Raw genomic sequence first — 18,252 nt, 5'->3', positions numbered from 1 at the left:
CCGACCCTCAGAACGCGGTCAAGAACGAGGCCGCGTTACCCCCGGTGAGTTCTGCGCGTTGGGCCGCCTGCAAAAAGTCACGCCCCTCTTTAGGACTGAGCCCCGGGGCATCGTGGAAAATGCGGTAGCCCCGGTAACGGTGGTACATCTGTAACTGCGGTCTCAGGCGCACGACCGTATCGGGGTCGTGGCCAAACAGTGTTCTATGCAGTGTCGGGAGTTCGAACCAAGGCGTTGTCGGCTTGGCGTGGTGAGCGTTGTGGTAACCGAAGTTCAGCACCAGCCAGTTGGGCCATTCGTAGCGCCAGCTGATCACATTGGAGAACGTGTGCAGTTGCTCCCATTCGGCATCCCCCTTGTGCTCAGACACTTCGTCGCTGAACAGGCGCAGGTGGTAGGGGTAGTCGTGCTGTATGCCATCCATAAACCGCAGCACGATGATCATCAGTGTGTAGGCCAGCACGTAACCCGCAAACGCCAGAGGCTGCCACCACAGCAGGGCGGCCAGTGCAGTCAGGCGCAGTGCCAGCACAGTGATGTTGCGCCCGCGCTGATCGCGCCGCTGAGGGATGATAAAGGCGCTGAACATCATCAGGGCATGCATCAGGTAGTCATGTGCCGGCACGTAACACCACTCCAGGCCACGCGTTACGGCGTACACGCGAGGGTGTGACCTGAAAAAGGCCTCGTAGTCGAACCACACCACGTCGTCGTTATCCACGTGATGGCGGAAGTGTTTGTAGCGGATGTCTTCATAGCGGCCGTAACAGGCACCGCACAGCCAGGACAGCGCAGTGCCCAGTGCCGCGTTGTGGCGGTTCTGCTTGAACACGGTGTTATGGGCGCACTCGTGAATCATGTAGGCCGCGATCACCAGGCTGTGGCCCAGCAGCACAGCCGCAGGTAAGAACAACCAGGCATTGCCCGCAAGTAGCCCGGCCCACCCCAACAGGTAGCTGAGCAGGGTGTAGCCCAGTGCGGCACTGTGCCAGCGTGCTGCGCGAGAGGATTTAAATTGGGGTCTGATGCCGATGTCCCGAGTGTGTTGACGATGGGGTGCAGTGTGCCAAAAAGCGGCAGTCTGTACGAATACTGAGTATCCCCGCGTGGCAGTAGTCACCTTCGCCGGATAAGCTTCGCGGCTGAACTGCAACAGCAGAACATCAGAGCAGCTGAGATGGAGGTGCGCCCGGTGGCGCTGGAACCCGACAGGATAGAGGCCCGCATAGCTCGGGATGGAGCCGTCTGGCGCAATACCACAATCGCCGATCAGGCCTGGCGGGCTGCGCACGCCTACCCGACGCGCGTTGCGCTTTACCTCGAGGATGAGCCCGATGTCACCTACGAGGCGCTGGCAAAGGAAGCCCTGCAGTTGATCGCTGCCTTTCAGGCCATGGGGCTTGTGCGGGGCGACACCATCGCTTTCCAGTTACCCAACTGGCGTGAAGTGGCGGCCATTGATATCGCCGCCGCTGCACTCGGCCTGGTGGTAACCCCCATCGTACCCATTTATCGCGATGCTGAACTTCGCTTCATGCTTAAAGACGCGGGTGTGAAGCTGCTATTTATCCCTGGCACGTTCCGCTCTATCGACTACCCAAGCATGATCGAGGGCTTGATGCCCGAGCTGCCTCACCTTCAAAGGATCGTCACGGTGCGGGCAGAACAGCCCGCCAACGGTTCTGGCGTATTCGTCTCATATACGCACTTGCTGGGGGAGCTTGCCAATCGCGAAACCCTTCCCGAGATCGATCCGAATAGCGTGAAGTGCCGCCTGTACACATCGGGCACCACCGGCACACCCAAGGCGGTGCTGCACAGTCACAACACGCTGAGCTATGTGCAGGGCTGCTCGGAGCGTCATGGTGAGATCGGTCGGGGCGACATCATGCTCATGCCTTCGCCGGTCACCCACGTGACCGGCTATTCCAGTGGCATCAATCTGTGTTTCATGAGTGAGATGCAAACCGCGCTGATGGCGCGCTGGGACGCCGCCGAGGCAGTGGCCTTAATCCAGCGCCTGGGTATCACCCTCACCCTAGGTGCCACGCCGTTCCTACAGGAGCTGCTGGCGGCCGCCAAAGCGGCCGATACCCGATTGCCCACCCTGCGCCAGTTTGCCTGTGGGGGTGCGGCGGTGCCGCCAGGACTGGTGCGCGAGGCTCAGGATTGGTTCGATAACTGTGTGGTCGCCCGCGTTTACGGCAGCACCGAGGTGCCACTGGTGAGCTATGGCTGGCGCGATAACGCGGAGTTTGCGGCAACCACGGATGGTCAACTTTACGCCTACGATGTGCAGGTGCTGGATGACGAGGGCGCTCCCGTGGTTGAAGGCGGCGAGGGTGAGCTGGCCGCCAGCGGGCCCGGCATGTTCCTTGGGTATGCCGATGCGCAGCAAACCCGCGAGGCGCACACCGCTGACGGCTATTTTCTCACGGGGGATATTGGCCGCATTACCGGCGATGGCGCACTGGTGATCACCGATCGTAAGAAAGACCTGATTATTCGCGGCGGCGAGAACCTGTCCGCCAAGGAAATTGAGAATGTGCTGCACGCGCACCCGCAGGTGCAGGAGGTGGCGGTGGTAGCCATGCCCCATGCGCGATTGGGGGAGGGAGTGTGTGCGTTCGTGGTGCCTGCAGACAAGGACCAGCCCACTGGCGATGACGTGCTATCGGCGTTCGCTGAGTCCTCGGGTCTGGCGCGGCAGAAAATTCCCGAGCGCTACGAGTACGTGTCGTCTCTCCCCAAAACGCCCGCGGGTAAAGTCCGCAAAGACCAATTGCGAGCGAGGCTGTGGCCTTAGCTGTCAGGTCGCGATGTCACGGTGGGCTCGCATAGCGGTCCGAACCGCAATGCCAGCAGCGCTCGAAGCTGTCGGGCGAACTGTTATTGCAATGACGGCAGGTCCACTCCGGCGCCTCCGGCGCCGTTGCAAGCTCCTCGACTAATTGCAGCGCCCGTTCGGCATCCCGGTCGCGGCTGACCCAAAGCTCGGGCCAGGCATCAATCGGCGCGAGTTCGCCGATCGCGCCCGATGCGAACTCGTTGCGCAATACGCAGTGAATACCCTGCTGTTCCAGGTACGCGCCTGTCTGCACCACCAAGGCAAGGTTGGCATGAGTGAACACCAGTTTCACGCGCACTGGCTCCGCGGTGAGCGATTAGACAGGTTTCGCGGGCAACTTGCTGGCCATCAGCAGCAGGATGATGGATGAGATCACTTCGACAACAATTTCCTGCGTCGCGAAATCGGCGCCGTGCAATGCATAGGCAAGCGTGCGGAAAAGAGCCGTGCCGCCCATGAGCATCACCGCGGCATAGAGCCATGTGCGATTACCCGTCCAGGTGCCCAAAAGAATCATGGCCCCCATGCTCAGGAAGAAAGCGGTGAGATCGCCGAGTTGCGTGCTGCGCCCCTGATCGCCCGGTAGCAGGGGCATGCCCAGTTGTGCCACAGCGGCGGCCGGGTCGAGGATAAAATTAAGCCCCATTACGACCATCAGCAGGCCGCAGAGTGTGGCGAGGCCACGCAGTAAGTTGAACGCCATAGTCATTCCCCGGAGTGTTATTGTCGTTATGTGCAGGCCATAGGCTATCAGCCCGTTGCCAGCGATGCCATGGCAGTTGGCGGCGCGGCCCCTCGCAGTCTTTCCCGGTGTATAGGCATAAACCGGCATCACTGGGATTGGTGTATGGTGAGCGTAATGTTCACAGGGTAATCGTGATGAAGTCAGACAAAGAATTGGGCATGCACACCGGTATTTCCCGCAGGGATTTCGTGCAGGGGATGGCTGTGGGTGTGGCGGGTGTCGCGGGTATGGGATCAGCCCCGTTGTCCCAAGCGGTGGCTGAAGCCTCTGCAACAGCTGGCGGATCGTCACATGCTAACGATTACCCGCCCAGCAAAACCGGATTGCGCGGTTCCCACCCGGGCTCCTATGAAAATGCGCATGCACTTGCGCTGGAGGGGAAAGGTTTTCCTGAAGCCCGCGCCCTGGATGAGCGCTACGATCTGGTGGTTGTGGGTGGCGGTATCTCGGGGTTGGCGGCGGCGCATTACTACCAGCAGCGTTTTGGCAGCGATGCACGCATCCTCATTCTTGAGAATCATGACGATTTTGGCGGTCATGCGCGGCGTAACGAGTTTCACCAAGCAGGCAATATGCGCCTGTCCATGGGCGGTGTGCACAACCTGGAGTGGTGGAATTTCAGCGATAACGTCTGGGCCTTCATGAAGGATTTCGGCATCGATGTGCAGGCCATGCGCGAGCAGCGTGACTTTGCCTACGGCCGCACAGCCAAGTACGACTCATCCATGTGGTTCGACAAGGAGACCTTCGGGGTGGACAAGCTGGTCACCGGACTGGCCATTGATGTGCCCGGGGGCGCTTCGGACGCAAAAATCGATGAGATCCCCATTTCCGAGGAGGGCAGGGCGTCATTGAAGCGCTTGTACGCGCGGACCGATACCGTTCTGGATGAAATGGGCGAACAAGCGCGAGAGGATTACCTGCGCAGCATTTCCTACCCGGAGTTCCTGAAAACCTATGGCGGGCTCACCGACGATGCCATCGCGCTATTTAACAAGCTGCTGCACGGTGGTTGGGGTGCAGAGATGCGCGCGTTGTCGGCGCAGGAGGTGCTGGAGGAGGGCTTCCCCGGTTATCAATTGGTGGGCTTGGATGTGGGCGAGGGCCGTTGGGACTACCCCGTGGCTATGTGGCCCGATGGCAATGCCAGTCTGGCGCGCCTGCAGGTTGCGCGCTTGATACCCGAGGTCGCGCCGGGCACCAGCGCTGAGAATATTGCCCTCGCGTCCTTTGACTACGATCAGTTGGATAAGCCGGAACGGGCTGTGCGACTCAGGCTCAGTTCCACCGTGGTGAATGTCAGTGAGGCCAATGACGCTGTTGCTGTGAGCTACATCCGTGACGGGGAGGTTGTGAGCGTGCAGGCAAGGCACACGGTGCTGGCCTGTTACCACGTGATCATTCCACACCTGTGCCCGCAGCTGCCCGCTGCGCAGCGTGAGGCTATGAAATACCAGGTGAAATCGCCGCTGTTCCTGACTAACGTGCTGATCCGAAACACCGATGCGCTGGATGTGCTGGGCATCGACAGTGTGCGTTGTCCGGGTCGCCTGATGGAGAACATCTTCACCTTCCGCGGCATTAACACCGGCGGCTATGTGCACCCCATCGACGATACCGGTGCAGTGGCGCTGGTGATGTGGGGTATGCCCTCGCCACCGGACAGTGCCATTACCCGTGATGACCAGCACCGTGCCTCGCGAGCAATTATGCTGGGCCTTTCCTTTGAAGACTATGAGCGGGAAGTCAGGCGCGTGTTGGATGGTCTGTTGGGTCCGGCGGGTTTTGATGTGGCCAATGATATCTTGGCAATTACAGTGAACCGCTGGCCGCACGGGTACTCGCTGGAGTACCTCGACCTTTGGGATGACGATTGGGCGCCGGGCGAAGCGCCTCATGAGATTGCGCGCCAGCCCTTCGGTCGCATCACGATTGCGAATGCCGATGCGGGCGCCAGCGCCTATACCCAGGCGGCGATCGACGAGGCATTCCGTGCGGTGTCGGAGTTACCCGCGGGCCAGGGTTAACTTGCTTTCTGGGCGGGCTCCTGTACCATGCCCGCGCTTCTTGAGCCGGCTATGGGCCGGCACCTCCACCACTAGATACAGACGCTTATGACATTCGAGAAACTCGGGTTGCCCGAGCCGCTGCTGTGCGCCCTGCGTGACAAAGGTTACGAGACACCGTCGCCCATTCAGGCTAAGGCGATCCCGATTGTGATGCAGGGTCGAGACCTGATGGCTGCCGCGCAGACCGGAACGGGTAAAACTGCTGGCTTTACTCTGCCGGTCATCGCCGACCTGATCGATGGCAGCAAACCCAGACCCCGTCATCCCCGTGCTCTGGTGCTCACGCCGACGCGCGAGCTGGCTGCGCAGATTCAGGCGAATGTTGAAGCCTATGCCAAGTACACCCGTGTCCGCTCCCATGTGGTATTCGGTGGGGTAAAGATCAACCCGCAGATTGCTCGCCTGGCAAAAGGCGTGGACATTCTGATCGCCACACCCGGTCGCTTGCTGGATCTCCATGGCCAGGGCGCTGTGAGTTTTGATGAGCTGGAAGCGCTGGTGCTGGATGAAGCTGACCGTATGCTGGACATGGGTTTCATTCACGATATTCGCCGTATCGCCAAATTGTTGCCGGAAGACCGACAGACCCTGATGTTCTCGGCAACCTTTTCCAAGGAAATCCGCTCACTGGCCAAGGACTTCCTCCACGATCCCGCCAGCGTCGAGGTGAGCCCACCCAATTCTACCGCTGAGCGTGTTGACCAGTGGGTTTACCCGGTGGATAAGAAGCGTAAATCTGCGCTGTTGATCAACCTGGTGAACAGCAACGGCTGGGACCAGGTGCTGGTGTTTACCCGCACCAAGCACGGCGCCAATCGCCTGAGCCAGCAATTGGAGAAGGCTGGCATTACCAGTGCGGCTATTCACGGCAACAAGAGCCAGAATGCACGGACGCGCGCGCTGGAAGGTTTCAAGGCCGGTAAGGTTCAGGCACTGGTGGCCACCGATATCGCCGCCCGTGGTCTGGATATCAGCCAGTTACCCCAGGTGGTGAACTTTGATCTGCCCAACGTACCCGAAGACTATGTGCACCGCATTGGCCGCACCGGCCGTGCGGGCGCCGCCGGTCAGGCGCACTCGCTGGTGAGCGCCGATGAAGCCGACATGCTCGCGGGCATTGAACGCCTGATTCGTAAGACCCTCGAGCGTACAGAGATTGAAGGCTTTGAACCTGACCATGCAGTGCCGGAAGGCAAGGCCCAGCCGCAGCGTAGCGGCAATGGCCAGCGCAGTGGTGGCGGTCAGCGGAACGGCTCAGGTCAGCGCCGCGGTGGAAGCGGGCGCGGTGGCAATGGCCGCCGTGGCAACAACAACCGCAGCGCCAGCGGCAATGGTCATCGAGGCGCTTCAGCCAATGGCAATCGCCGTGGCAACGATGGTGGCGATGCCGATGGGAATCGCGCCTCGCCTGGCCGCAGCAAAGAGGGCCGCGCGGGCCATCAAAAAAATGATGGGAATGGCAATCGCAGGTCGGGTAAGCGGAATTCGGACAGTCGCAATGTCGGCAATGGTGCGTCCAATCAGCGTAGCGGTGGTGAGCGAAGAGCCGGCGGGAGGCGGCGCCGTTCCGGCTCGGGCAATCGCGCCGCGACTAACTAATGGGCGGCTAGCAGCTGATCCACGGATTCGGCAAAGGCGTCTATCGCCATTGCTTGCCACTGCCTGTCTTCCATGGCCCCGCCAATCACATGGTGTCTCAGGCTGACATACCCGTGTAACAAGGCCCAAAGCTTGAGTGCTGCCCGCTGCTGGGTGGCCAAGCTCGCGGACGGTGGCAGCAGTCTGGCCACGCCGGACACCAGGGCTGCAAACGCGTCTCTCGCGGCCTGTTGGGCGACCTCGGTGGGGGCATAGCTACTGCCCGTCTCGCCAAACACCAGTCGGTAATGACCTTCACGTTCAATGGCCAATGCCAGGTAATTGCGCGCGCCCTGCAGGACTGCCACGCGCGGATCCTCTACCCCGGCGACGGATTCCACAGCCGATTGCACCAGGGCAAACCCCTCCATATACAGCGCATCCAGCACACCCTGTTTGCCGTCAAAGTGGCTGTAGATGGCGATAGTAGATAAGCCCGCGGCGGCGGCAATCGCGCGAACACTGAGTCCGTCGATCCCCTTCTCCAACAGCAGGTCTGACGCCGCCTTGAGGATTTTTTCCTTATTGGTGCTTACAGCCTCTGGTTTCACATCGCATCTCGTTACTGGCCAATACAACCCCGGCGTGACGGTGCATAAGCAGCCTCTGGGGCTGGTTGACACCATAACACAGATTGACTTGAGAGAATAACACCGTTATGTTTTATCTATAACACCGTTATGTATAGGAACCCCGTATCGGCCAGGACGGTGGCCGCAGGAGCACAGCATGAGTCAAACAACACTGAATGTGGATTATCTGGTGGTTGGCGCAGGGGCCGTTGGCATGGCCTTCGCGGATACGATTCTTACCGAATCGGATGCCACCATTGCTATCGTCGATCGCTACGCCAAACCGGGAGGCCATTGGAATTCCGCCTACCCGTTTGTGCAGCTGCACCAGCCGTCCCAGTTCTACGGGGTGAGCTCAAAAGAGCTCAGCCAGGGCCGCTTGGAGCAGGGCACGTTGAATGAGGGGCTCAACGAATTAGCTACTGGCGCAGAAGTTAGTGCTTACTTCGACGATGTTATGCGGCATCAGTTCCTGCCCTCTGGACGGGTGCAGTTTTTCCCCATGTGCGATTACCAGAGCGATGGTCGCTTTGTTTCCAAGGTATCCGGTGAAGTGTTTCAGGCCAACGCGGGCAAGATCGTTGATGCCACCTTCCTCAAGACCAAGGTGCCCTCTACCCATACGCCCAACTTCGCCATCGATGAGGGCGTGCGGTTCATGCCGCTGAATGACCTGCCCAAGGTGACGGACCAGCCCGACAAGTACGTGATCGTCGGGGGTGGCAAGACCGGGATCGACGCTTGCCTTTGGTTACTGGGCATGGGCTGCCCCCCTGAGCGCATCCAGTGGATACGCCCGCGCGATGCCTGGCTGCTGAACCGCGAGAATGCACAGCCCACAGACGACTTCTTCTTCCAGGTGTTTAATGCCCAGGCGGGCATGATGGAAAGCGCAGCGGAGGCCACCGATTTCGACGATCTCTTCCGCCGTCTCGAAGAGTGCGGCTACTTCGTACGCATCGACCCCAACTGCACGCCAGAAATGTTTCATGGGGCCACCATCTCCCTCAGGGAGTTGGATGTACTGCGTCAAATCACCGATGTGGTGCGCCTGGGGCGCATCACGCACCTGGGTGCGCAAACCATTACCTTTGAGCAAGGCGAGCTACCGGTTCAGCCTAACACCCTGTTCGTGGATTGCTCCGCGCGGCCCTATGACGATCTGCCCGAGTTGCCCGTGTTCGATGGCAAGTTGATTACGCCGCAGATGTTGCGTTCTTACCAGCCGGTCTTCAGCGCGGCGATGATTGCCCATCTGGATCTCAGCTACCCCGATGACGCGGCGAAGAATGCGCTGGCCACCCCTGTGCCACCGCCGGAAAGCGATAAGGAGTTTGCCAATTTCACCGCGATCTCCATGACCAACCAGTACCTGTGGTCTCAAGACGCGGCCCTGTCGGAATGGATACTGCATAACCGACTGGATGGCTTTAGCCAGATGGTGAAGAATGCCGCGGGCGACCCGAAAAAAGAGGCAGTGCTGGCGCGCATGAGCAAGAATGGCTTTAACGCCGTGATGAACCTCACCAAGCTCTATCAACAGTACCAACAAGAGGAGGCCGCCTGATGGCCCAGCAACGTTTTGAAGTAAAGCAAACCGGCTTTGACCAGTGGCGGTTGTCAGATGAGAGCGCGGCCTCCCTGACCGAGGGCGAGGTGCGCCTTGCCGTGGACTTCTTCGCTTTTACGGCCAACAACATGACCTATGCCGCCGCGGGCGACATGCTGGGCTACTGGAAGTTTTTCCCGGTGGCGGGTGAGGGTGGTTTCGGTGTGATTCCTGTATGGGGCTTTGCCACGGTCACGGAATCGCTGTGCGAGGAACTGCCCGTGGGCGAGCGCCTGTACGGCTACTTCCCCCCCGCCGATGAACTGGTCATTAAACCCGCACAGGTATCGGGTAGCGCGTTGTTTGATGCGACCGAGCACCGCCAGGCACTGCCACCGCTGTACAACCGCTACCAGCGCGTTGGTGCGGCCAGTGAGCAAAGCCGCGGTCCCGAGATGCTGCAGGCCCTGTTGGGCCCGCTGTATATGACGGGTTATTGCCTGTGGGACATGATTGCCGAGAATGGCTACTACGGCGCCAGCCAGATTGTGGTTGTCAGTGCCTCCAGTAAAACCAGTCTGGGCCTGGCCCAGGCATTGACGGACGATGACAATGCGCCGGCTACGGTGGGCCTGACCTCGGGACGCAACGTCGCCTTTGTGGAGAAGACCGGACTCTATACCTCAGCGCTCGCCTATGACGATGTGGATTCACTGGTGCAGGAGACCACGGTGGTTGTGGATATGGCCGGTAACCCTGCAACCGCGGCTGCACTGCGCTCACGGCTGGGCGACAAGCTTGCCAAATACGTGAACGTGGGCCTCACGCACTGGGATGCAGCCGCGACCGGTGCCGGTGAGGGCGGCGAAGACGCTGAGTTTTTCTTTGCGCCCAGCTACATTCTTGAACGTTCGGCCAGCCTCGCGGATTTCAACCATCTTGCGCAGGCCTTTGTCGCCAGTGGTGCCGCAAAAGCCAGTGGTTGGTTAACGGTGGAGAATGTGCAGGGTCTGGAGGCCTTCAGCGGGCGCTATCCTGCGATCTGCGCTGGCGATATGGACCCATCGACGGGCTTGATCTGCGAACTCTGAAGAATGCTATCGCACCCTGGCGAACTCCTGGGGTTGGTGGGTATTGATGACCAAGGTGCTGGTGACGCCAAGCCCTCCCGTTCACGAAGCGCTTTAAAACCGATCAGCCCCCGCGAGTTTCCAGTCGGACTCACCAAAGCGCGATACGACGACCTCTCGGTGCGGGTGTGCGATGTGCTTCTGGCAGCGTGCATAGCCTCTCCATCCGCGTGACGGAGCCGTCAATGTACTCCCAGACCAGCTGTTCATTCTCCAGATAGCGCCTTACGACAATCGGGCCAATGCCGAAGGGTCTGAAGTTCAGAATACCCTTGTCCCAGGTCATGCTGGCAGAGGTGCGCGGGCAGTACTCGCGATCTCCCAGGGTGAATGCCACACCACCTTCTGTATCGTTGGAGTTCATTCCACCAGTACTGTTAGGGCCGCCGTCGTGAATGATGCCCGCAGCAGTGATGACAACGCGTGATCCGCACTGCTCCACCCGTTCCAAATGACCCAGCTTATCCCCTGCCACGGCAACCCAGAGACCGCGAATGTCGTCCGCATCGCTTGACAGCGGCTCTGTGCATTCAGCGAGTATCGGCAATGGGAAATGGCTGTAAGCACAGCCAGGGGTATTCCCCTTCGCGATGTCGACTGCGCGTTTGCCGCTGCCATCCAGTACCGGCAGTTCGCAGTAATTCACACTGGCGCCATCACCAGCCAGTGTCGCAGGGTCGGTGGTGAGCGGCGGTCTGGCGGAAAAGAAAATCGCCCAGAACAAGAATGCCGCGCCAATGAATAGCAGCACGAGTATGCTTATCAACCATCGGATCATGCGGGTTCTGCCTTTGTATTTACTGATGTATGTGCTGATAGTGAAGTAATTGCATAAAGCATGTCAATATATTCCGGTCGCCCGGTTGTTGAACAGTGTGTTATTTGAAACGCAACACCTTCGCAACCTACAGGCCGACAAGACAGGCCCTGCCCACATCGCTACCTTAGGCGTTTGATCTAACGGCGGACCGCAAATGTCCGCATGCAAACACCGACGGAGACGAACCATGGCCATTACCCAGTTGAAAGGCTGCGACCAGATACCTTCCGAGCAACTCGATGATTGGGGGCCGGTGGAACTGCCCGTGAGCGAGCAAGTGTCGCAACTGTCCGGGCGCGTAATTTGTGAAAATGCCGACGGCTCTGAAGCGGGTATCTGGGAGTGCACCCCGGGCACCTGGACGCGACAAATCATGGATGCTGAACTCAGTACCTTCTTCAAGGGCAAGGCCATCTTTCATCCAGAAGCGGGTGAGCCCATTCACATTGGTGCCGGCGATACGCTGTACTTCGATGCCAACAGCAAGGGTACCTGGGAAGTGATTGAGACCGTGCGCAAAGCCTACCTGACCTATAAAAATGCGGACACGCCCGACTAGTTCGAGGGTCTGTAATGCACGGCCTGCGTGTTAGACTGATCGCATGAATATCGGACAACCCCTGCGTGATCTGGGCGCGGTAGAATCGCAGTCACTGCGCGAGGCCATTCTGGCGCTTGAAGAACCGGTGTGGCAGGAAGAGCAGCTGCGGCAGAAGAAGTACAGCGATGTGCACTACAACACCGAGTCGGTGATCCTGATATTTTGTGATCACGATAACTGGCCAGACGTATCAGTAGTCAAGGGCAACGGCTGGGAGCGACTCCATGAGCATGCAGTGCCGTTGATGCACAACATCATCGGCCGCTACTACCCGGTGGGCGGCACCATCATCCGTGCCATGGCGGCAAAGCTCAAAGCGGGTACTACCATCACTCCGCACACTGACAACCACCAATCCTTTCATCACAGCCACCGGATTCACGTTCCTATCACCACGAACAACAAGGTGCGCTTCATGATCGATGGGCGCCCACACCGCTTTGAAGTGGGCAAGGCGTATGAGATCAATAACCAGCAGCGCCACGGTGTGATCAATGGTGGTGATGAAGATCGCATCACCTTTATCTTCGATTATATTCCCGGTCCGTCACCGGCATAGGTCCTAACGCATCATGACAAAGTTGATTGCCAGTTCCGTGGTGCGCGGCAGTAACCAGGGCGAGAGCCATGGCGGCGTATACCTGTTGGACACAGAAACCGCAGAACTTTTGCAGCCTATCGACTGGAACAAGATGGACATCGATTGGGAGGGACGCGGCTGGGATCGCGGGCTGCGCGGTATCGCCTTCTTCAACGACAACGTCTACATCGCCGCCAGTGACGAAATATTTGTGTTCAACCAGCGGTTTGAGCAGGTTGCCTCTTACCGCAACCCCTACCTGAAGCACTGCCATGAGATGTGTGTGCATCAGGACCATCTGTTCATTACGTCTACAGGTTATGACAGCGTGGTAGGGCTGAATCTCACTACCGAAGAATTCGACTGGGGTCTGCAACTGGTGTCTGATGGACCGGCATACGCGGTACGTCGTTTTGATCCGTGTGGGGATCAGGGACCGCTGCAGCTCAATAAACTGCACATCAACAACGTGTACTGCGATGAGGGCGGCATGTACCTCAGCGGTATCCGCACTGAAGCGCTGTTGCGGTTTAACGGTAAGGCGGTGGGTGTGATGGCAACCCTGCCCCAGGGCGTGCACAACGCGCAGCCTTTCAGAGATGGCATCTTGTTCAATGACACGCGGTCTGATGCGCTGCGCTTTGAGAGCCCTGCCAGTCGTAAGGCCTACCGTATTCCCAAGTACCCGCCGCACAAGCTGACACACACGGATCTGGATGATTCGCGCATCGCCCGGCAGGGCTTTGGTCGTGGACTGTGTGTGGTTTCAGATAATGTGGTGGTGGGAGGCTCTTCGCCCTCTACGATCTCTGTGTATGACCTCACCAAGGACAGGCCAACGAACATGCTGACCCTGTCTATGGACGTGCGGAATGCCATACACGGCCTGGCAGTCTGGCCCTACGACTGGCCCACCGCCTGACGCAACGAGGCAGGCCTGTCGGCCTCTGGTAGTCGCATCAGCACGGGCTCCAAATAATCGATGAGCTCACTGAGCTGATCCTCATAGCGGCGCCAAAGCGCGACTGAGCTACTGTAGATCGGCTGGCGGACCTGCTCTGAGCTTGCGGTCTTCACCGCCCGATCGTTGGCATAGAACTGCAGCATGCCTTCTTCCCAGGGCAGCCTACAGTGCTCGGCGATGGCTCGTGCCTGGGTTTCGATGTCGCTCACCACATTCTCATAGTGCACGGTGAGCACCTTGCCCGGCAGTACCTCGTTCCAGTGATCCATTAGTCGCATGTACTGGGTGTAGTAATGCGCCAGGTCATAGAGGTCGTACGAGAACACCTGGCCGTTGGCAAAGAGCTGCTTGAAGGTGCCGAGGCAGCTGTCCAGCGGATGGCGCCTGGCGTCAATGACCTTCGCGTTGGGCAAGATGGTGTGTAGGAATCCGATCGCAGTGAAATTGTTCGGCATCTTGTCGGTAAAGTAACGCGCGCCGGTGCGGTGTTTGAGGGTGTTCTCCACATATTCTTCACCGATGCCCGCCACATGGTGCGACAGTAGCTCATGCATTACCTGCGGGTAACGAATACCGTCGGCCCGATTAAGACCCGACTCCGTAGCGGCGCGCAGCAGGTAGTGCAGTTCCGCCGTTCCCTCTACCTGAGAGTGGCTGGCCAGTATCTGCTCCAGCAAGGTAGAGCCGGAGCGGGGCAGGCCCAGGATCAGAATAGGCGAGTCGTCGCTGTGTCCCCAGCCTTCGCGCTCAGCGAAGAAATCCTTATTGAACACTTCGATAATGCGGTCGTTGCTGTCCTGGAAGGCGATGGGATCGTAATTGATCTTGAAGCGCTTTTTACTGTTGCCGTGGTAGTAGTGGTCGAAGGCCCGGCTGTAGTCTTTGCGGTCTTCGTAGGCCTTGCCCAGCGCGAAGGAAAAAGAGATCTCGGCATCCTGCTCTTCCTCATCGGCCGAGTCGCGCAGTTTTTCCAGCTGGCTTTCCATCTCGGTGATGTCCGAGTCCTCAAACCGGAACGTCTTGAGGTTGGCCAGGCTCCAATAGGCTTCGCCAAAATCCGGTTTGGACTCGGCACAACCCCGGTACGCCTCGATGGCGTCTGCCTGTTTGCCCACGGTTTTGAGCGCGTGCCCCATGCACAGGAGCGAGGGGAAGTGACGCGGGTTGATGGCCAGTGAGCGTTCCAGGTAATCAATGGCTTTATCCAGTTCACCGGCTTTCATGGCGTTTGCACCCAAACGCTCCAGGGTGTGGATGCTATTGGGCTGTAGCTGCAGTGCAGAGCTGTAGGCCTCCTCGGCCTGGTCAAACTTCTGCTGCTCTGAGAAAGCGGTGCCTAGATTAATCCAGGCCTTCCAGAAATCGGGGGCAATTTCCACGGCGCGGCGGAAGCAGGCGGCCGCGTCGTCATACCGCTCACGTTTGATCAGCAACACGCCCAGCAGCCGCAGTGCGTCCACCTCGTCGGGATTGCGTCGCAGAATATCGCGGTAGGTTTTTTCAGCCCCGGAGAGATCGCCGTTATGCGCCATCTCAAGAGCTCCTGCAAGTGCTTTGCGCGTCGGGTCCGCCGCCAGCGCCTCGCCCAGCGCCGTCTCCGCTTCACTGCCGCGCCCCATCAGGCTAAGTAGCTCGCCAAGGCGCTGTTTCGCACGGCCACCGCTGTCGTACTTGGCCGCGCTGCGTAGGGACGCTAGCGCGGGTTCCAGCTTCTGCTGGCGAATCTGCACATCGGCCAATTCCTGATACGCCTGTGGATGCTCCGGCACCAGGCGAACCACATGGGTGAACTTAGCCTCTGCTTCAGCGTACATGCTCTGTTTAGCGAAGCCTATGCCTTGCAACCGAAGCAGGTTGGGGTCGTTGGGATTATCCGACAGTGCTTTGGACAGCACCTGCTCCGCCAGACGGTAGTTGGCGCTGCGAATAAGCTCAGCGGCCTCCTGAAAAGCCTGGCGGGGGTCGTTAGTGACAATGTTGGGCAAACGCACGCACTCCGGTATGGGTCAGTGCCAGCAGTCAGTGTGCAGGCGTGGTCTGGAGAGGACTGCGCTGCGTTATGGCACTGGCATTACCGGGTGATAATGCCAGTGCTTAGGGGCTGTGCCTAGAAGTCCATCCGCCAGCCGACAGAGATCTCGCGTGGACGCAACGTGAAGACACGGTCATCCGAGAACCTCGGTGAGATAAATGTGATCGCACGCTCGTCCCACAAGTTATCTACGCCAATCCATGCTGACCAACCGTTCACCGATTCCACGGAGAAATACAGTGAACCCACATCGTATGACGGCTGTACTTGAGGCGATGACGTTGAGGCACCGAACAGAGAGACCGAGGCGTTGGTGCCATTGACGGATTCATCGACGTAGTTGTAGTCGAATCGCGCGACGCCCGTCAGGCCACTCCAAGGTAATTCTGTGCCGTACTGTAAACTCGCCGCCACTTTCCACTCCGGCACGACCGGTAGGGGATCGCCTTTTTCCCCAGCTACAATGACGCCGTTGTTCAGAATAATATCGTCATCGATGCGTGCATCCAGGTATGTCGCCGCAGCGGACAATTCCCATCCTTCAGCGAACGCGAAGGCGATATTGCCCTCAGCGCCATCGATAGAGGCATTCCCCGCGTTGACCGTGGTCGAGCCGGCCACGGGTAGGTCCACCTGTATCTGGTAATCTTCCCAGTCCATCACAAAAGCGGTGAGGTTGGTCAGTAGTCGACCGTCCATCCAAGTTGCCTTGGCACCAATCTCATGGTTCTTCAACTTATCTGGCCCAAAAAATTGCGGTGCACCAAGCTGTATGGAGGCCGGATTTTGCGTGACGCCGCCGTTCTGTCCGCCCACCCGCACGCCTTCTGAGTAGGTGGCATAAATCAACGAGTCGTCCGTTGGTGTCCACGTAACATTCAGTCTTGGGCTGAAGTCTTCGGTGGTTTCTACAACGTCGAAGTTATCGAAGACGTTACCGACAAATAACGAATTCTCAGCCACACTGCGATCCGTTTCGAACCAACGGCCGCCTGCGGTAAGCGTGATGTCCTCCGTGAGTCGGTAGCTACCCTCTGCGAATACTGCGATGGTCTCTACGTTCTGCAATTGGCCGTTCAAGCTATTTCCGGCCAAGCCGTTGTACGTCTTGTCGGCTCGGAAGCCTTGATCGAACCAGTCGTTGGTGGGCTCAACGCCGTAATACGTAAATATGGAACCCCCGCCGCCATTGGCCGCGAGATCGTCTACGAAGGACAGGTAATCCCATTCATTGTCGGTGTCCTCATAAAAGGCGCCCACCAGCCAATTGAACTTGTTGTCGCCCGTATCTTTGGACACGAGGCGAATCTCCTGAGCAAACGAGGTGACCTCCTGGTCCAGGGAGATTTGTGCTGTGGGATCTGCACCGAAGTCGTTGTAGTTTACAAACAGGTAGCAGCCGTAAGTGACGGCGCACGTATCGTAGTCTAAGAACTCGCGGATGCCTGTATAGTATTCCGCCAGATCCAAACCATTCACTTTGTAAGCGGTCATGTAGGCGGTGGAATCCAGGTCGTAGTCGATCTTACGGTTGTGCGTGCCGCCAGCTATGGTCAGGTCGGCGAAGCCCAGGTCGCCTTGAATGGTCAGCGAGAGGTTGTACCACTCGTCGTCACGCTTCTCGTCTTTGAACTTGACGGTGTTCAGGTCACCGAAAGCGGGGTTGTAATCGAAACCAGCGCCCAATTCTGAGCTCTGATAGGCAACACCTGCGTCAATAATCCAGTTTTCATTTGGCGTCCAGCGCACGAATACGCGAGCACCTTTGGCGACCCAGTCGTTGATATCGTCCTCGACTTTGTCCGCGTTGTCGCGGTCACCGTTCTCTGGTGAGAAAACGCTGGTCGTGCCCAGCACGTTATCGATGTAGCCGCCTTCTTCCTCGTAGAAACCGACAAGACGAATTGCCAGAGTATCTGGAATGGCCACTAGGTTCAGAGCACCGCTCACGTTGTAGCTGGGGTCACCCTCCGACATGATGGTGCCAGCCTCGGCCATCACCCAGCCGTCGGTTTCTTCAGTGTTGGGCTTATTGGTTACAATCTTCAGTGTGCCCGATTGTGATCCTGCGCCGTACAGAGTGGGCTGCGGCCCCGAAAGGGCTTCCAAGCGCTCCACATCGTACAATCGGACATCAGGATTCTGCCCGTCTCGGGTAATGGGAATCTCGTCGAGATACAGCGTGGACGAGCTGATAGTGTCGAAGCCACTGGGCTGGGATACCGCTCCACGAAAGGCAATGGTGCTCGCGCCGGGGCCAGAGGTGCCAAACGTGACACTGGTGAGGTCGCGCACGTAATCTTCAAAACCGCGCACCATACCCTCGCGCAACGCCTTCTCGTCGAACGCTGTGATCGCCATCGGGATGTCTTGGACATCCTGCACACGGCGCCTTGCCGTAACGATGATTTCTTCCAGAGCTTGAGCGCCGGCTTGCTGGGGGACACTCACCATGGAAGCGACAATACCCAGTGCGATGCTGGAGGGGACGAACGGTATATGTTTATTGATAGGCACGGCTTGCATTCCCTTATGCGACGTGTAGATCTTTTGTTCTACACAAAAGCAGAAAGCCTGACTTCCTAGCCTATAGGGGGTTTACGGATGTCTCGGGAAAAGGGTTTATGATTTTCGCGCGGTTCAATAGTAGAAGCGCGTAAAAACCTAGATTACCCGACGCTGCCTTTTCTTCAGGCCGTTCGAA

15 protein-coding genes are annotated in these 18,252 nt (G+C 58.5%); 8 read left to right on the top strand and 7 right to left on the bottom strand.

All coding sequences use genetic code 11. The features are described from left to right. Nucleotides 1-7: 7 nt before the first annotated feature. The gene (locus tag IE089_RS14340) at nt 8-1,120 is read right to left on the bottom strand and encodes a fatty acid desaturase family protein (protein ID WP_189478526.1); all 1,113 of its coding nucleotides are present in this window, start codon (nt 1,118-1,120) and stop codon (nt 8-10) included. Nucleotides 1,121-1,177: 57 nt separating this feature from the next. On the opposite strand from IE089_RS14340, the gene IE089_RS14335 reads away from it, so the two are divergent. Then, a complete protein-coding gene (locus IE089_RS14335; RefSeq protein ID WP_189478525.1) occupies nt 1,178-2,806 on the top strand; it encodes an AMP-binding protein in 1,629 nt (542 codons plus the stop codon). 16 nt (nt 2,807-2,822) lie between these two features. On the opposite strand, the gene IE089_RS14330 is transcribed toward IE089_RS14335, so the two are convergent. Continuing rightward, entirely contained in the window at nt 2,823-3,140 is a 318-nt protein-coding gene (locus IE089_RS14330) for a putative signal transducing protein (protein ID WP_189478524.1), read from the bottom strand. 24 nt (nt 3,141-3,164) lie between these two features. Further along, nucleotides 3,165-3,551, bottom strand: a complete 387-nt coding sequence (locus IE089_RS14325; RefSeq protein WP_189478523.1) for a hypothetical protein — start codon at nt 3,549-3,551, stop codon at nt 3,165-3,167. A gap of 176 nt (nt 3,552-3,727) precedes the next feature. On the opposite strand from IE089_RS14325, the gene IE089_RS14320 reads away from it, so the two are divergent. Next, complete coding sequence (locus tag IE089_RS14320) at nt 3,728-5,620, top strand: flavin monoamine oxidase family protein (protein WP_229802790.1); 1,893 nt, start codon at nt 3,728-3,730, stop codon at nt 5,618-5,620. A gap of 87 nt (nt 5,621-5,707) precedes the next feature. Continuing rightward, the gene (locus IE089_RS14315) at nt 5,708-7,261 is read left to right on the top strand and encodes a DEAD/DEAH box helicase (RefSeq protein ID WP_189478522.1); all 1,554 of its coding nucleotides are present in this window, start codon (nt 5,708-5,710) and stop codon (nt 7,259-7,261) included. Here IE089_RS14315 and IE089_RS14310 read toward each other — a convergent pair. Then, nucleotides 7,258-7,851: a TetR/AcrR family transcriptional regulator gene (locus IE089_RS14310; RefSeq protein ID WP_189478521.1), complete on the bottom strand. Its 594-nt coding sequence runs from the start codon at nt 7,849-7,851 to the stop codon at nt 7,258-7,260. The two genes, IE089_RS14315 and IE089_RS14310, sit on opposite strands and share 4 nt — an antisense overlap. Before the next feature lie 178 nt (nt 7,852-8,029). Between IE089_RS14310 and IE089_RS14305 the strand changes: the two genes are divergently transcribed. Beyond that, on the top strand, nt 8,030-9,439 hold the full coding sequence (locus IE089_RS14305) for an NAD(P)/FAD-dependent oxidoreductase (RefSeq protein WP_189478520.1): 1,410 nt from the start codon (nt 8,030-8,032) through the stop codon (nt 9,437-9,439). Beyond that, complete coding sequence (locus IE089_RS14300; RefSeq protein WP_189478519.1) at nt 9,439-10,512, top strand: DUF2855 family protein; 1,074 nt, start codon at nt 9,439-9,441, stop codon at nt 10,510-10,512. The genes IE089_RS14305 and IE089_RS14300 overlap by 1 nt, the downstream gene beginning before the upstream one ends. Before the next feature lie 130 nt (nt 10,513-10,642). Here the strand turns inward: IE089_RS14300 and IE089_RS14295 are convergent, their stop codons facing one another. Beyond that, nucleotides 10,643-11,329 (bottom strand): hypothetical protein, encoded by a 687-nt coding sequence (locus IE089_RS14295; protein ID WP_189478518.1) that lies wholly within the window; start codon nt 11,327-11,329, stop codon nt 10,643-10,645. Between the two features lie 229 nt (nt 11,330-11,558). Between IE089_RS14295 and IE089_RS14290 the strand changes: the two genes are divergently transcribed. From IE089_RS14290 to IE089_RS14280, 3 genes are read left to right on the top strand one after another with little or no spacing between them, the layout of a single operon-like run. After that, nucleotides 11,559-11,930, top strand: coding sequence for a cupin domain-containing protein (locus IE089_RS14290; protein WP_189478517.1), 372 nt, complete (start codon nt 11,559-11,561; stop codon nt 11,928-11,930). A gap of 43 nt (nt 11,931-11,973) precedes the next feature. Beyond that, complete coding sequence (locus tag IE089_RS14285; protein WP_189478516.1) at nt 11,974-12,531, top strand: aspartyl/asparaginyl beta-hydroxylase domain-containing protein; 558 nt, start codon at nt 11,974-11,976, stop codon at nt 12,529-12,531. Nucleotides 12,532-12,544: 13 nt separating this feature from the next. Beyond that, nucleotides 12,545-13,474, top strand: coding sequence for a hypothetical protein (locus tag IE089_RS14280; RefSeq protein WP_189478515.1), 930 nt, complete (start codon nt 12,545-12,547; stop codon nt 13,472-13,474). Here IE089_RS14280 and IE089_RS14275 read toward each other — a convergent pair. Next, nucleotides 13,453-15,501 (bottom strand): tetratricopeptide repeat-containing sulfotransferase family protein, encoded by a 2,049-nt coding sequence (locus tag IE089_RS14275; RefSeq protein ID WP_189478514.1) that lies wholly within the window; start codon nt 15,499-15,501, stop codon nt 13,453-13,455. The two genes, IE089_RS14280 and IE089_RS14275, sit on opposite strands and share 22 nt — an antisense overlap. Before the next feature lie 122 nt (nt 15,502-15,623). Further along, on the bottom strand, nt 15,624-18,065 hold the full coding sequence (locus IE089_RS14270; protein ID WP_189478513.1) for a TonB-dependent receptor: 2,442 nt from the start codon (nt 18,063-18,065) through the stop codon (nt 15,624-15,626). Nucleotides 18,066-18,252 lie beyond the last annotated feature (187 nt).

This window comes from Parahalioglobus pacificus (assembly GCF_014652275.1).
GTDB lineage: Bacteria > Pseudomonadota > Gammaproteobacteria > Pseudomonadales > Halieaceae > Parahalioglobus > Parahalioglobus pacificus.
Note: the sequence above shows the minus strand (reverse complement) of the source record. Positions and strands in the feature narration are given on the sequence as shown.